Origin of the sequence: Ruminococcoides intestinale, assembly GCF_040095935.1 — a bacterium.
In the GTDB taxonomy this organism is placed as follows: domain Bacteria; phylum Bacillota; class Clostridia; order Oscillospirales; family Acutalibacteraceae; genus Ruminococcoides; species Ruminococcoides intestinale.
The window spans coordinates 270,592-285,068 of the sequence record NZ_JBBMFQ010000001.1; the positions used below are offsets into that span (position 1 = coordinate 270,592).

Annotated in this window: 14 protein-coding genes; 13 read left to right on the forward strand and 1 reads right to left on the reverse strand. The window is 41.0% G+C overall.

The features are described from left to right. Nucleotides 1–97 precede the first annotated feature (97 nt). The gene (locus WMO31_RS01290; protein ID WP_304017506.1) at nt 98–2,245 is read left to right on the forward strand and encodes a Tex family protein; all 2,148 of its coding nucleotides are present in this window, start codon (nt 98–100) and stop codon (nt 2,243–2,245) included. 95 nt (nt 2,246–2,340) lie between these two features. Next, nucleotides 2,341–2,940, forward strand: coding sequence for an alpha/beta hydrolase (locus WMO31_RS01295; protein ID WP_117931661.1), 600 nt, complete (start codon nt 2,341–2,343; stop codon nt 2,938–2,940). 207 nt (nt 2,941–3,147) lie between these two features. Here the strand turns inward: WMO31_RS01295 and WMO31_RS01300 are convergent, their stop codons facing one another. Beyond that, nucleotides 3,148–3,519, reverse strand: a complete 372-nt coding sequence (locus WMO31_RS01300; RefSeq protein ID WP_015523581.1) for a metal-dependent transcriptional regulator — start codon at nt 3,517–3,519, stop codon at nt 3,148–3,150. A gap of 291 nt (nt 3,520–3,810) precedes the next feature. Between WMO31_RS01300 and WMO31_RS01305 the strand changes: the two genes are divergently transcribed. From WMO31_RS01305 to ilvA, 11 genes are all read left to right on the forward strand, one after another. Next, on the forward strand, nt 3,811–4,023 hold the full coding sequence (locus tag WMO31_RS01305; protein WP_015523582.1) for a FeoA family protein: 213 nt from the start codon (nt 3,811–3,813) through the stop codon (nt 4,021–4,023). Between the two features lie 85 nt (nt 4,024–4,108). Further along, complete coding sequence (locus tag WMO31_RS01310; RefSeq protein ID WP_015523583.1) at nt 4,109–4,330, forward strand: FeoA family protein; 222 nt, start codon at nt 4,109–4,111, stop codon at nt 4,328–4,330. Nucleotides 4,331–4,418: 88 nt separating this feature from the next. After that, nucleotides 4,419–6,911, forward strand: a complete 2,493-nt coding sequence (feoB, locus tag WMO31_RS01315; protein ID WP_367999078.1) for a ferrous iron transporter B — start codon at nt 4,419–4,421, stop codon at nt 6,909–6,911. Between the two features lie 34 nt (nt 6,912–6,945). Next, nucleotides 6,946–7,119 (forward strand): FeoB-associated Cys-rich membrane protein, encoded by a 174-nt coding sequence (locus WMO31_RS01320; protein ID WP_015523585.1) that lies wholly within the window; start codon nt 6,946–6,948, stop codon nt 7,117–7,119. 143 nt (nt 7,120–7,262) lie between these two features. Continuing rightward, nucleotides 7,263–7,961 carry an ABC transporter ATP-binding protein gene (locus WMO31_RS01325; protein WP_367999079.1) on the forward strand — a complete coding sequence of 233 codons (699 nt, stop codon included), beginning with the start codon at nt 7,263–7,265 and terminating at the stop codon, nt 7,959–7,961. A 10-nt stretch (nt 7,962–7,971) separates the two neighbouring features. Continuing rightward, complete coding sequence (locus WMO31_RS01330; RefSeq protein ID WP_367999080.1) at nt 7,972–10,215, forward strand: ABC transporter permease; 2,244 nt, start codon at nt 7,972–7,974, stop codon at nt 10,213–10,215. Between the two features lie 27 nt (nt 10,216–10,242). After that, complete coding sequence (locus WMO31_RS01335; protein ID WP_367999081.1) at nt 10,243–10,614, forward strand: heavy-metal-associated domain-containing protein; 372 nt, start codon at nt 10,243–10,245, stop codon at nt 10,612–10,614. A gap of 15 nt (nt 10,615–10,629) precedes the next feature. Further along, nucleotides 10,630–11,586: a helix-turn-helix domain-containing protein gene (locus WMO31_RS01340; protein ID WP_021883403.1), complete on the forward strand. Its 957-nt coding sequence runs from the start codon at nt 10,630–10,632 to the stop codon at nt 11,584–11,586. Nucleotides 11,587–12,004: 418 nt separating this feature from the next. Then, the gene (locus WMO31_RS01345) at nt 12,005–12,559 is read left to right on the forward strand and encodes a DUF3793 family protein (protein ID WP_015523590.1); all 555 of its coding nucleotides are present in this window, start codon (nt 12,005–12,007) and stop codon (nt 12,557–12,559) included. Between the two features lie 45 nt (nt 12,560–12,604). Then, nucleotides 12,605–13,027 carry a flavodoxin gene (locus WMO31_RS01350; protein WP_015523591.1) on the forward strand — a complete coding sequence of 141 codons (423 nt, stop codon included), beginning with the start codon at nt 12,605–12,607 and terminating at the stop codon, nt 13,025–13,027. A 245-nt stretch (nt 13,028–13,272) separates the two neighbouring features. Then, a complete protein-coding gene (gene ilvA, locus WMO31_RS01355) occupies nt 13,273–14,466 on the forward strand; it encodes a threonine ammonia-lyase (protein WP_015523592.1) in 1,194 nt (397 codons plus the stop codon). Nucleotides 14,467–14,477: the final 11 nt, after the last annotated feature.

Genomic DNA, 14,477 nt, shown 5'->3' on the forward strand with positions numbered 1-14,477 from the left:
CATGAGAGCAGTCGTTTTGATTGCTCGTTTTCTTTTTAGTGCAAATTATTTAAAAGTATGTTATAATAAGCCTTACAAAACAAAAACGGAGGATATAATGGATTATTCACAGATTCTTTCACAGCAGTTTAATATTAAAGAGGAGTATGCAAGGAACATCATCACATTGCTTGATGACGGCAACACTATTCCTTTTATTGCACGATACAGAAAGGAAATGCACGGTTCAATGGATGACCAGTTGATTCGTGAATTTGCCGAAAAGCTTGAATATTTAAGAGGACTTGACAAGCGCAGAGATGAAATCCGTTCACTCATTGACGCACAGGAAAAGCTCACGGATGAAATCAACCTTGCACTTGACAAGGCTGCCACACTAAGCGAACTTGAGGATATTTACCGTCCGTACCGTCCAAAGAGAAAGACAAGGGCGTCAATTGCAAAGGAAAAGGGACTTGAACCGCTTGCTAACGATATTTTAAAGCAGGAAAAAGGTTTTGATCCGTCAAAGTCGGCAGTTGATTATATTGATGAAGAAAAGGGAGTTACCTCCGTTGAAGATGCAATTCAGGGTGCAATGGATATCATTGCAGAACTTGTGTCGGATAATGCGGAAATCCGTAAGAGAATAAGAAATCTTACAAACGCAAACGGTGTGCTTGTGTCTGTTGCAACAGATGAAGAAAAGGACAGCGTTTACAAAAATTATTATGACTACAAAGAGCCTGTTAAAAAGATTGCAGGTCACAGAGTACTTGCCGTGAATCGTGGCGAAAAAGAGGGATTTCTCAAAGTCAGCGTTGAAACCGACAGCGAAAAACCGCTTAATTCAATTTTCAGAGCAATGATTACAGACAAAAATCAGCTTTGTTCAGACATTATCCGTGAGGCTTGCACAGACGCTTATCAGCGACTTATTTATCCATCAATTGAGCGTGAGGTCAGGAACGACCTTACAGATACCGCCGCTGAAAATGCTATGAAGGTTTTTGCCGTAAACCTCAAGCAGCTGCTTATGCAGCCGCCTGTAAAGGGCAAAACCGTGCTTGCACTTGATCCGGGATATCGCACAGGCTGTAAGACTGCCGTTGTTGACAGCACAGGCAAGGTGCTTGATACAACCGTAATTTATCCTACACATTCAGACAAAAAAATTCAGGAATCAAAGCAGACTTTGCTCCGCCTCATCAAAAAGCATCATGTTGATATTATTTCAATCGGCAACGGTACTGCAAGCAAAGAAACCGAGATGTTCACAGCCGAAACAATCAAAGAGGCTGACCACCCCGTTTATTATATGGTAGTCAGCGAGGCAGGTGCGTCGGTTTATTCGGCATCAAAGCTTGCTGCAACAGAACTTCCCGACCTTGATCTCACACTCAGAAGTGCCGTGTCAATTGCAAGACGACTTCAGGATCCTCTTGCAGAGCTTGTTAAGATTGAGCCTAAGGCAATCGGTGTCGGTCAGTATCAGCACGATATGCCGCAGAAAAAACTCGGTGAAACACTTGACGGTGTTGTAGAGGACTGCGTAAACTCGGTTGGTGCAGACCTTAATACGGCATCGCCTGCACTTTTGTCGAGAGTGTCGGGACTTAACGCAACCGTGTGCAAGAATATTGTTGCTTACCGTGAAGAAAACGGTGCGTTCTCATCAAGAGCAGAACTCAAGAAAGTTCCTAAACTCGGACCTAAAGCGTTTGAGCAGTGTGCAGGATTTTTGCGTGTTCCCGAAAGCAGAAATCCGCTTGATAACACAGGCGTTCACCCCGAAAGCTACAAGAGTGCAAAAGAACTTTTAGGACTTCTTGAATATTCCGACAAAGAAATAAAATCAGGCAACTTCTCCGATATTCAGCAGAGAGTAAAGGCAAAGGGAACAAAGTCACTTGCCGATGTTCTCGGAATCGGACTTCCGACTCTTGACGATATTGTAAAGGAACTTTCCAAACCGGGCAGAGATCCCCGTGATGAATTGCCAGCACCAATGCTCAGAAGTGATATTCTCGATATCAAGGATTTGAAAGAGGGAATGGAGCTTAAAGGCACGGTCAGAAATGTAATTGACTTCGGCGCATTTGTTGATATCGGCGTTCATCAGGACGGACTTGTTCACATTTCGCAGATTTGCGATAAGTACATCAAGCACCCGAGCGAAGTTCTCAAAGTCGGTGATGTTGTAAATGTAAAGGTTCTTTCAGTTGATCCCGAAAAGAACAGAATTTCTCTCACAATGAAATTTTAATGCGAATAAAGCAAAAAGACAGTTCTATTGTTCCGCAAATCACCTTTGCATTATTCCGCAACTGTTGATATTGTTCCGCAAAAGGAGAATTTTAAATGCGTAAACTGGCTGTATATGTACACGGAAAGGGTGGTAATGCTACAGAATCGGAGCATTACAAACCTTTGCTACCTGAATATGATGTTATAGGCTTTGACTATAAATCAGAAACACCGTGGGATGCAAAACAGGAATTTACAAATCTGTTCGATAATTATTGCAAAAATTATGATTATATAGTTCTGATTGCGAATAGCATAGGTGCATTTTATTCTATGAATGCCTTTTCAGATAAACAGATTGACAAAGCTATGTTTATTTCGCCTGTTGTAGATATGGAAAACCTCATTACCAATATGATGAAATGGGCGAATGTAACAGAGAATGAACTTCGTGATAAGAAAACAATCTCTACTGAATTTGGTGAAACTTTATCTTGGGAATATCTTTGCTATGTTCGTGAACACCAAATTTCTTGGAATGTTCTCACCTCAATTTTGTACGGTGAAAATGATAACCTTACATCGTTTGAAACAATCAATAAATTTGCAAAGAAGATAAATGCTGACCTTACTGTTATGAATGGCGGTGAACATTGGTTTCATACAGCTGAACAGGTGAAATTCTTGGATAATTGGCTAACAAAGTTCATTTGATGATATTTTATAATAACGAGGTGTGCTTATGAAAAAGGCGGTTGCAATAATTTGTGCTATTATTATTTTTGCGTTTTATTTAAGCGTGTCGAATTGTTGAATCAATCGAAAAAGTGTATCGCCTTATTGAAAGCAGTTGAGTAAAAACAAAGGCTGACGAGAAATCGTCAGCCTTTTGTGTGTAATATTCGGTAATTATTCAGCCTTTTACTGCATATGATTTTCAAGGTGATTTTTCAATGCGGCAAAGGTTTCGTCGCTGATAATGTGTTCCATTTTGCAGGCATCTGCGGCGGCAGTTTCGGGATTAACTCCGAGCATAACAAAGAGCTTTGAAAGAACGGTGTGTCTTTCATATGTTTTTTCTGCAATTTCCCTGCCGAGGTCGGTGAGAATAAGCGAGCCGTCATCGCCGACTTTAAGATAACCGCCCTCTTTGAGAAGACCAACGGCACGGCTGACGCTCGGCTTTGAATATCCCATTTCTTCACATACATCAATTGATCTTATATAATTGCTCTTTTTTGAAAGAACATATATTGTTTCAAGGTACATTTCACCTGATTCTTTTAATTGCATAGTTTGCACTCCTTTACATTGTCTAATCATATCATGATATGAACAAAAAATCAATAAAATTAATTGTGCTTTCAATAATTATGAAAAAATGATTTACCGAAATCAACAAAAATAATATCCGAATTACAGATGTGAAATATTCAATTTGCCAAAATTCAAAATAAAATAAATTTTTTTCGCAAGCCTATTGACATATTTCGAGTTTTATAGTACCATATAATCGGTTAGCGAGAGCTAACCTTTGATTAACAAATATTGTTAGTATCTGCTAACTTAAAGGAGATTGATTTTATGATGCCTTTGATGTTTGCTAACACAGGTGAAACCAATATTATAAAGAAAGTCGGAGGTTCTCCCGAGGTTAAAAAGCACCTTGAAAATCTCGGTTTTGTTGCCGGCGGAGAGGTTACCGTTATTTCGTCACTCGGCGGAAATGTTATTGTTAATGTAAAGGAAACACGAGTTGCAATCAGCGAAGAAATGGCTCGTAAAATTATGATTTGATTCTATGTAACAAACACACGGCGGAATTGTTCCGAGAGGTGTTTTTATACGGCTTTATGCTGAAATTAAGACGGAGGAAACTGTTATGAAAACTTTAAAACAGGTAAAAGTAGGTGAAACCGTAAAGGTTGTTAAGCTTCACGGTGAGGGCGCTGTCAAACGCAGAATTATGGATATGGGCATCACAAAGGGTGTTGAAATTTACATCAGAAAAGTTGCTCCGCTCGGAGATCCGATTGAAATTACTGTCAGAAATTATGAACTTTCACTCAGAAAAGCCGATGCTGAAATGATTGAAGTTGAGTAATTTATACTTATAAATCCTACGGGAGAAATCCCGTATTTTTATAACATTACGGTTAGCTTTTGCTAATCTAAGAGAGGATAACTGATATATGGAAATTAAAATTGCTCTTGCAGGTAACCCTAACTGCGGTAAGACAACTTTGTTTAACGCACTCACGGGTTCCAATCAGTTTGTCGGTAACTGGCCCGGCGTAACTGTTGAGAAAAAAGAGGGTAAGATCAAAAAGCACAAGGATGTTACAATCATGGACTTGCCCGGTATCTATTCACTTTCACCTTATACTCTTGAAGAGGTTGTTGCCCGTAACTATCTTGTCGGTGAACGCCCCGATGCGATTCTCAACATCATTGACGGTACTAACCTTGAAAGAAACCTTTACCTCACAACACAGCTTACAGAACTCGGTATCCCTGTTGTTGTGGCAATCAATATGATTGACCTCGTTAAGAAGAACGGCGACTCAATCAACATTGATGAGCTTTCAAGACAGCTTGGTTGTAAGGTTGTTGAGATTTCGGCTCTTAAGGGCACAGGCATTATGGAAGCTGCCGAGGCCGCAATCAAAGCCGCAGGCTCAACAAAGACAATCCCCATGCACAGCTTTAACGGTGTTGTTGAACACGCAATCGCTCACATTGAAGAGGCAGCTGTTCACAATATGCCAGAGGAACAGCAGCGTTGGTACGCTATTAAGATTTTTGAGCGTGACGACAAGGTTCTTGCAAAGCTTGACATTCCGCAGAATGTTATTGACCACATTGAAAAAGATATTCAGGCGGCTGAAAAAGAGCTTGATGATGACGCAGAAAGTATCATCACTAATGAGAGATACATCTACATTGCCTCAATCATCAAGAGCTGTTATAAGAAGAAAAACAAGGGTAAGCTTACAACATCGGACAAGATTGATAAGGTTGTAACCAACCGTTGGCTCGGCCTTCCGATTTTTGCGGTTATTATGTTCCTTGTTTACTACATCTCAATGCAGACAGTAGGTACTGCCGCAACTGACTGGGCAAATGACGGTCTTTTCGGTGACGGCTGGCACCTTTTCGGTATCGGTTCATCACAGGCTGCCGAGGCTGAAGAAACCTACGGCGATTCAGACGCAATTATCGAGGCATTCAATGCTCAGTACGGAAATGACGACATTGCCGAAGCTGTTGACCTTGAATCTGAAAATTATTCCGAAGATGCCGCTAAGGCAGCTCTTGCAGAACTCGTAAATCTCACACCTTCAGACGCAAGCGTTACATATTCTGTTCAGGATGAAGAAACTCTTGAAATTACAGAAACTCCCGATACTAAGAAATCTGATCTTGAAAAGGCTGTTTCAAACTACCTCAATACAGATTATAAAGAGGGTTACGGTGCTCCCGATGCCGCAACATACGGAATCTGGGTTCCCGGTATTCCTGTTCTTATCGGCAACGGCCTTGATGCAATCAACTGTGCAGACTGGCTCAACGGTCTTATCCTTGACGGTATCGTAGCCGGCGTAGGTGCGGTTCTCGGCTTTGTTCCGCAGATGCTTGTACTCTTCATTCTCCTTGCTTTCCTCGAAAGCTGCGGTTATATGGCTCGTATCGCATTCGTACTCGACCGTATCTTCCGTAAGTTCGGTCTTTCGGGTAAGTCGTTTATCCCAATGCTTGTCGGCACAGGCTGCGGTGTTCCGGGTATCATGGCGTCCCGTACAATCGAGAATGAGCGTGACCGCCGTATGACTATTATGACAACAACATTCATTCCCTGTGGTGCTAAACAGCCGTTTATCGCTATGATTGCAGGTGCTATCTTCGGTGGTTCACCGTGGATTGCAACATCGGCTTACTTCATCGGTATGGCTGCAATCGTAGTTTCAGGCATTATGCTTAAAAAGACAAAGATGTTCTCAGGCGATCCCGCTCCGTTTGTAATGGAGCTTCCGGCTTATCATCTTCCGACAGTAGGCAACCTTCTCCGTTCAATGTGGGAGCGTGGCTGGTCATTTATCAAGAAAGCCGGCACAATCATTCTCCTTTCAACAATCCTTGTTTGGTTCACAACATACTTCGGATTTGTTGACGGTACATTCCGTATGCTCGGTGAGGACGAAATCGGAAACTCAATTCTTGCCGCAATCGGTAACGGTCTTGCATGGATTTTTGCACCGCTCGGCTGGGGCAACTGGCAGGCAACCGTTGCATCCATCACAGGTCTTGTTGCTAAGGAAAACATCGTTGGTACAATGGGTATCCTTTATCCGGGCGGATGGACAGAAATCGGTGCCGCATTCACAGGACTCAGCGGTTTCTCGTTCCTTCTCTTCAACCTTCTCTGTGCTCCCTGCTTTGCCGCTATGGGTGCTATCAAGAGAGAGATGAACAACATCAAGTGGTTCTGGTTCGCAGTCGGTTACCAGTGTGTATTTGCTTACGTAATTGCATTTATGGTATTCCAGTTCGGTTCAATCTTTGCAGGCGGTCTTAATGTAATCGGTCTTATTTTTGCCGTTGCAGTATTTGCATTTATGATTTATATGCTCGTAAGACCTTATAAAGAGGCTACAACTCTTAAAGTTAAGCCGGCTAAGAAGTAATAAATTTATTGATTAACAAATGGGAGGAATAAATATGTTGGAATGGTTAGCAGCTAATATCGGCACAATCATTGTTGCATTAATTGTTATTGCCGTGATTGCTTTTGTGGTTGCCCGTATGGTAAAAGACAAAAAAGAGGGCAAATCCTCCTGCGGTGCAAACTGTGCGCACTGTGCGTGTCACGGTGACTGCCATAATCATAAGTAAATGTTTTGTAGGGGGTACAGCTAAAAAGCTGTACCCCTTCTTGTTTGTTATTGAAATTATGAATTTGGTGTTGAAGAAATTATATGAGTAATGTGTATTCGGTACGATTCTGAATTGTAAAAAATAATGAGAGGTGATACGAAATGTATCTTGAAATCAAAAATATTCACAAATTCTTCGGCACAGGTGAGAACAGGACAGAGGTTCTCAAAGGCATAAACTGCAATATTGAAAAGGGCAGTATCTGTGTTTTGCTCGGTCCGTCAGGTTCGGGCAAATCAACACTTCTTAACATTATCGGCGGTATTGAAACTGCCGAGGAGGGCAGTATCTCAATCAACGGCGATACAATTGAAAAAATGAACGAAAAACAGCTTTCACTCTACAGAAGAAAGCACCTCGGTTATGTTTTTCAGTCCTACAACCTCATTCCAAACCTTACTGTAAGGGAAAACATTGAAGTCGGTGCATATCTCAGCGACAATCCCCTGAATGTTGACGATTTGATGAAAACGCTCGGACTTTATGAACACAGAAACAAAATTCCGAATCAGCTTTCTGGCGGTCAACAGCAGAGAACATCAATCGGCAGAGCAATAGTGAAAAATCCCGACTTACTCTTGTGTGATGAACCCACCGGTGCTCTTGACTACAAAACTTCAAAAGAAATTCTCAAGCTGATAGAAGATGTAAATAAAAAGTACGGTAACACCGTTATACTTGTAACTCACAATGACGCTATTAAAAATATGGCAGACAGAGTTATAAAACTCCGTGACGGTCAGATAAGACACGATATTGTCAATACGGAAAAAACTCCGGCACAAGAGCTTGACTGGTAGGAGGTGCGTTATGAGAAATCCTCTTACAAAACGAATACCCAGAGAAATAAAAAACGATTTGGGAAAATATATTGCACTTTTCCTCTTTCTAATTTTAAGCATAGGTTTTATTTCAGGCTTTCTTGTCGCAGGCGACAGCATGAAATCCGCCTTTGATAATTCTTTTGAAAAGTACAATGTTGAGGACGGTCACTTTTGCCTTGCCGCAGAAATTGACGACAAAACAAAAGAAAATGTTGAAAACCTCGGAGTTAAGCTTTACAAGAATTTTTATAAGAACGAAGAAATCAAGAACGGACATACCTTGAGATTGTACAGGAATCGTGACGATTTCAATAAGATTTCTGTTTTTGAGGGTAATCTTCCCGAAAATAACGGTGAAATTGCAATTGACAGACTTTATGCAGAAAACAATGAAATTAAAGTCGGCGATAAAATCAAATTTGCCGACAAGGATATGACAGTTTCCGCAACGGTTGCATTTTCGGATTATACATCGCTTTTCAAGAACAACACGGATATGATGTTTGATGCAAACAAGTTTTCCGTTGCGGTTGTCACAGATGCCGATTTTGACGAAATTGCCGATGACAGCTACACTTATTGCTACTCGTGGATTGACAATGACAAAAATCTTTCAGACAGCAGGAAAAATGACCTGGGCGATGATGTGAAGGAAGAGCTTGTTAAAACAGGAATGCTCACAGATTTTGTAAAGCGTGCCGACAATCAGGCTATTATGTTCAGCGGTGACGATATCGGCAGTGACAAAACTATGATGCTTACATTGCTTTATGTTCTTATCATTGTATTCGGCTTTATATTTGCAATCACAAGCCGTGACACTGTCGAACAGGAAGCCTCGGTAATCGGTACACTCAGAGCGTCGGGCTACACAAGGGGAGAGCTTACAAGGCATTACCTTGTTGTTCCCACACTTGTAACTTTTACGGCGGCTGTAATAGGCAATATTCTCGGTTATACGGCTATGAAAAATGTTGTGATGAATATGTATTATCACAGCTACAGTCTGCCGCCTTATCAGACCTTGTGGAACGGTGATGCGTTCATACTCACAACGGTGATTCCGTGTATCATAATTACACTTATCAATCTGTTTGTAATTGCAAAGGCATTGAGATTGCCTCCGCTCCAATTTCTCAGACATGACTTTCATATGAAGAAAAAGAAAAAGGCGGCAAAACTTCCAAATTTCAGATTTCTTACCCGTTTCCGTCTGAGAATTATTCTCCAGAACATTCCGTCATACATAATTATGGTGTTCGGAATTATGTTTGCAGGTCTGCTGTTATTCTTTGGACTTGCACTCAATCCGTTGCTTTCAAACTACAAAACAGAAGTTGTAAACAATATGATTTGCGATTATCAGTATGTTCTGAAAGCCCCTGTTGAAACAAGCAATGATGCTGCCGAAAAATTCTGTATGACAACGCTTTACGAGTCAAATGACGAAGAAATTTCAGCTTACGGAATTGAGAATGGTTCGGAGTATCTTTCAAAGGTTAATGTTCCTAAAAAGAAAAATGAAGTTGTCGCATCACAGGGATATCTCGAAAAATACAGCCTTAAAGTAGGCGACAGGGTTATTTTAAAGGATAAGTACGGCGAGAATAAATACACATTCAAAATTGTTGGCAGTTACTACTATCCTGCGTCACTTTGTGTGTTTATGACAAACGATAACTTTAACGATGTTTTTGATAAGGATGACGGATATTTTACAGGCTATTTCAGCAACGAAAAACTTAAAGATATTGACGACAAGTACATTGCAACAACAATCACTCAGAAAGACCTTACAACCGTAACGGATCAGCTTGACGATTCAATGGGTATGTCGTTCACACTTCTTGTAGGCTTCTCGGTTCTGATTTACATTATCCTTATGTATCTGCTTTCAAAGCTTGTTATCGAAAAGAACGAGCAGAATATTTCAATGCTGAAAATTCTCGGCTATTCAAACAGAGAGGCGAGCATGCTGTATAACCGTGCAACAACGGTTGTGACAATAGGTGCAATCCTTGTAAGTGTTCCGTTTATATACTATGTTTTTGCAGGTTTGTACCATTACTTTATGTTTGAAATGAAGGGTTGGTTACCATATGTTGTACCGTGGTATGTATTTGTTGAAATGGCAGTAATCGGCATTATCTGCTATGCAATTATATACTTTATTCTTCAAAAGAAGATTAATAAAATCAAACTCTCACAGGCTTTAAAGAGTGACGATTAAAATTAAAAAATAAAAGGAGAGATAAATATGGAGTATGTTTTTTACGGGTTGCTTGCCGTGGCATTCATTGCGTTTGTGGTTCTCGTAATCAGAAGTTACAAGAAAAAGCTTGCAAGCGGATGTTGCGGAGCAAGTGACGAAACCGTTAAGAAAAACAAGGTTGCCGATAAGGATAAGTCACATTATCCTTATGAAAAAACTCTTGTTGTTGACGGAATGGTCTGCAAAAACTGTTCCGCAAGAGTAGAAAACGCACTCAATTCAATTGACGGTGTGTGGGCGGAAGCCGATGTTTCTTCCGGCAGGGTTACGGTCAGAATGAAAAGAGAAATTGAGGATAAAGTCCTCAAAAAGACAGTTAACGATATAGGCGCATACACCGTTATGAAGGCGGAATAAGGTTTTTAGGAGTTTATGGCAGTATTGCAGAAAATTGACAATCCATACGGTATGATACAGACTGTTGAACACTGCGAATCGTTCAGCATATACCGTTCACAGGACAGCACGGGCGATTGCGAGGTCACCGTGTATCCTGTGTTTTCAGGCATTGAGCTTGTGTATTACGATGTACATATGCAAAGTTGTGACATTAATCTTGCAAAGGGAAGAGAAATGCTCATCATCACGCATTGTCAGGAGGGCAGAATTGAGTTTGAATACAAAAACGGCGAATATCTTTACCTTGCATCGGGTGATTTGTCGATACAGAAGAATACGGAGAATATCCGACACAGATATTGTCCGCTGAGCCACTACCACGGTGTGTCGGTTGCAATTGATATGAACCGTGTGCCAAGGTGTTTTTCGTGTATTCTTGACGATGTTTTTGTCAGCCCCGAAGAGCTTGAAATGAAATTCTGTTCCGAAAAGCCGTACTCAATTATGCGTGAAAATATCAGCATTGAGCATATTTTTTCGGAACTCTATTCCGTTCCCGAAAATATCCGAAAGGGTTATCACAAGGTTAAGGTGCTTGAACTTCTTTTGTTTTTGAGCGGTCTTGAATACAAGGGTGAGAGTGAGGAAAGACGATATTTTTCACGCTCACAGGTTACCGCCGCAAAAGAGGCAAAAAAATATCTGCTTGCTCATCTTGACGAGCATATAACAATTACGGAGCTTGCCGATATGCTCGGCATCTCTTCAACTTCTCTCAAGATCTGTTTTAAGGGTGTCTACGGCGACACGATTAACGGCTACATAACGAACTGTAAAATGCAAAAGGCCGCCTCGCTTTTGAAAAACACCGACAAAAGTGTGCTTGAAATTGCAGGAATTGTCGGCTACAACAACGGCAGTAAGTTTGCGGGTGCTTTCAGAAGAGTGATGAATAAATCGCCGAATGAGTACAGAAAATCGCTCGTCTGAACAGAGCCTTATATGTCCGTAAAGAGCAGTAAAAAGACTTTGTAAGGTGCTATAATAACATTGTCGAAAAGATACGCCTATATTCTTTTCTGACAAACTGCGGAAATATCCGCAGAGTATTTGATGATTACTTTGCCGGGTAATTATTCATAATATCTCTTCTCCTTTCAGGGACAGCGTTTGCTGTCCCTAAATCTTTGCTGAAATTGTCTGTCCGTTTGGAGCGTAGAAAACCTTTTAAGAGCTGATAACAACATTGATTGATGGTATATTTTAACTGTAAGATAAAGACAACAAACAAGTCTTGCTTATGGAATTAAGTTAGCAAAAGCTAACTGTAAAACAATTATCGGATAATCACTGTGGTGTATTTATTCAATTCTATTCAAATCATTCATTCAATTATTTAGAGGAAAAGATGTCAGAAGATTTAATTATCAAGCATTGTTCCCCAACGCTTGCAGGAATAAAAACGGCTAACCTTTTTAACTGTCCGTACTCATCACGGCTTGAGTGCGAATGTGATGTGAGAAAGCTGAATAAAATGTTCTGCAAAAAGGGAATAAAAGTTCTGCCACTGAAGTTCAGCAACGGAAAGGCTTTAATCTATATTTTTCGCCCGTCCAAGCTTGCTGTTGATTTGTCCGATGAATATGCGTGCAAGCTGCTTGAGTCGCAGGGGTATCATTCACACGATGCCGCACGCTGTATAAGGGAGCTTCGCCACCGACTTAAAGACTCAACCGAGTTCCCGCACGAAATCGGACTGTTCCTCGGTTATCCTCCCGAAGATGTCCGTGGCTTTATTCTTCATAAAGGAAATTGCTGTAAATATTCAGGTTGCTGGAAGGTTTACGGTAATGAAGAAAAAGCAGCCAAAGAGTTCGCCAAATTCAAAAAATGTTCTGACATCTATTACTCTAAGTGGTTACAGGGCACACCTATTCAGAAACTGACGGTTGCGTGTAACTGACTTAAAGTGTAATCAAGTACAAAAACTGAAAGGTGAGTATATAATATGAGTAAAGTAGCAGTAGTATTCTGGAGCGGTACAGGTAACACAGAGCAGATGGCGGAAGCCGTTGCCGAGGGTGCAAAGTCCGCAGGCGCAGAAGTTACTCTTGCAAATGTAAACGATTTTGATTCTTCATCGGTTGCAGATTTTGACGGCATTGCATTCGGTTGTCCTGCAATGGGTGCGGAGGTTCTTGAGGACAGCGAGTTTGAGCCTGTTTTCAATGAATGTGAAAGTGCATTAAACGGCAAAAGCATTGCCCTCTTCGGTTCATACGGCTGGGGTGACGGCGAATGGATGAGAAACTGGGAGGACACCTGTAAGGGTGATGGTGCAAACCTTGTTTGCGAAAGCGTTATCTGTAACGATGCTCCCGATGACGACGCCCTTGAGGCTTGCAAAAAGCTTGGCGCATCACTCGCTTAACTTAGGCTGTAAGTATTCAATTAGTTAATACCAATTTCATAATTTCATAGAAACGCCTGTTTACGCTTGTAAGCAGGTGTTTTTATTTGTTCGTTATTATTATTTTATATTCTGTTTGCGAATTATGAATAAGACTTTAAAAAATCCTGCAAAAATTCCCTTTGTTTATTCCAAAAAAACTTGATTTTAAAGCCTTGTTGTATTAAAATAAGCAATGGATACATATAGAAAAGGAAGTAATTGGTATGCTTACATTAGACAAAATCTATCACGCATCATATGTTTTGAAGGATGTTATCAGACAGACTAATATCGTTCAGGCAAGGGGTATTTGTGATGATTGTGATGTTTATCTCAAACCCGAAAATCTTCAGATTACAGGTTCATTTAAGGTAAGAGGTTCAGGCTACAAGATTTCTCAGCTTACCGAAGAAGAAAAGGCAAGAGGTGTTATTGCCTGTTCTGCAGGCAACCATGCTCAGGGTGTTGCACTTGCTGCTACAAAGTACGGTATCAAGTCGCTTATCTGTCTGCCTGACGGTGCACCTATTTCAAAGGTTGAGGCTACTAAAAACTACGGAGCCGAGGTTTGTATGGTTCCCGGTGTTTATGATGACGCTTATAACGAGGCTTTAAGACTTCGTGATGAAAAGAACTATACATTTATCCACCCGTTTGACGATGAAAATGTAATTGCAGGTCAGGGTACAATCGGTATCGAAATTATGAATGAAATGCCCGATGTTGACGCTGTTGTATGTGCAATCGGCGGCGGCGGACTTATTTCGGGTGTTGCCTGTGCAATCAAGAGCCTTAATCCTAACATTAAGGTTTACGGTGTTCAGGCAGAGGGCGCTCCTTCAATGGTTGAGTCAATCAAGAACGGCGAGCCTGTTCATCTTGACAGCGTTTCTACAATTGCCGACGGTATTCAGGTTAAAGAACCGGGTGAGCATACATTTGAATATGTTAAGAAGTATGTTGACGATATCGTAACAGTAAGCGATGACGAAATTTCATCTGCAATTCTCAAGCTTATTGAGTCACAGAAGATGATTGCCGAGGGCGCAGGCGCAGCTCCTTTGGCTGCTGTAATGTTCAACAAGCTCCCTGTTAAGGGCAAGAAGGTTGTTTGCGTTGTATCAGGCGGTAACATTGATGTTACAATCCTTTCAAGAGTTATCAAGCGTGGACTTCTCATGACAGGCAGACAGCAGACTTTCTGTGTTGAACTTCAGGATAAGCCCGGTCAGCTCGTTGCCGTTTCAAATATCATTGCCGAAAAGGGCGCAAATGTAATTTCTATCCACCACGAAAGAGGCGGAGAGGGTACGGATGTAAACGGTTGTTACCTCCGTGTTGTTCTTGAAACAAGAGATTTTGCTCAGATTAAAGAAATTCGTGATGCACTTGTTGACGCAGGCTTTAAGCTTGTTTAATCAGTAATTTT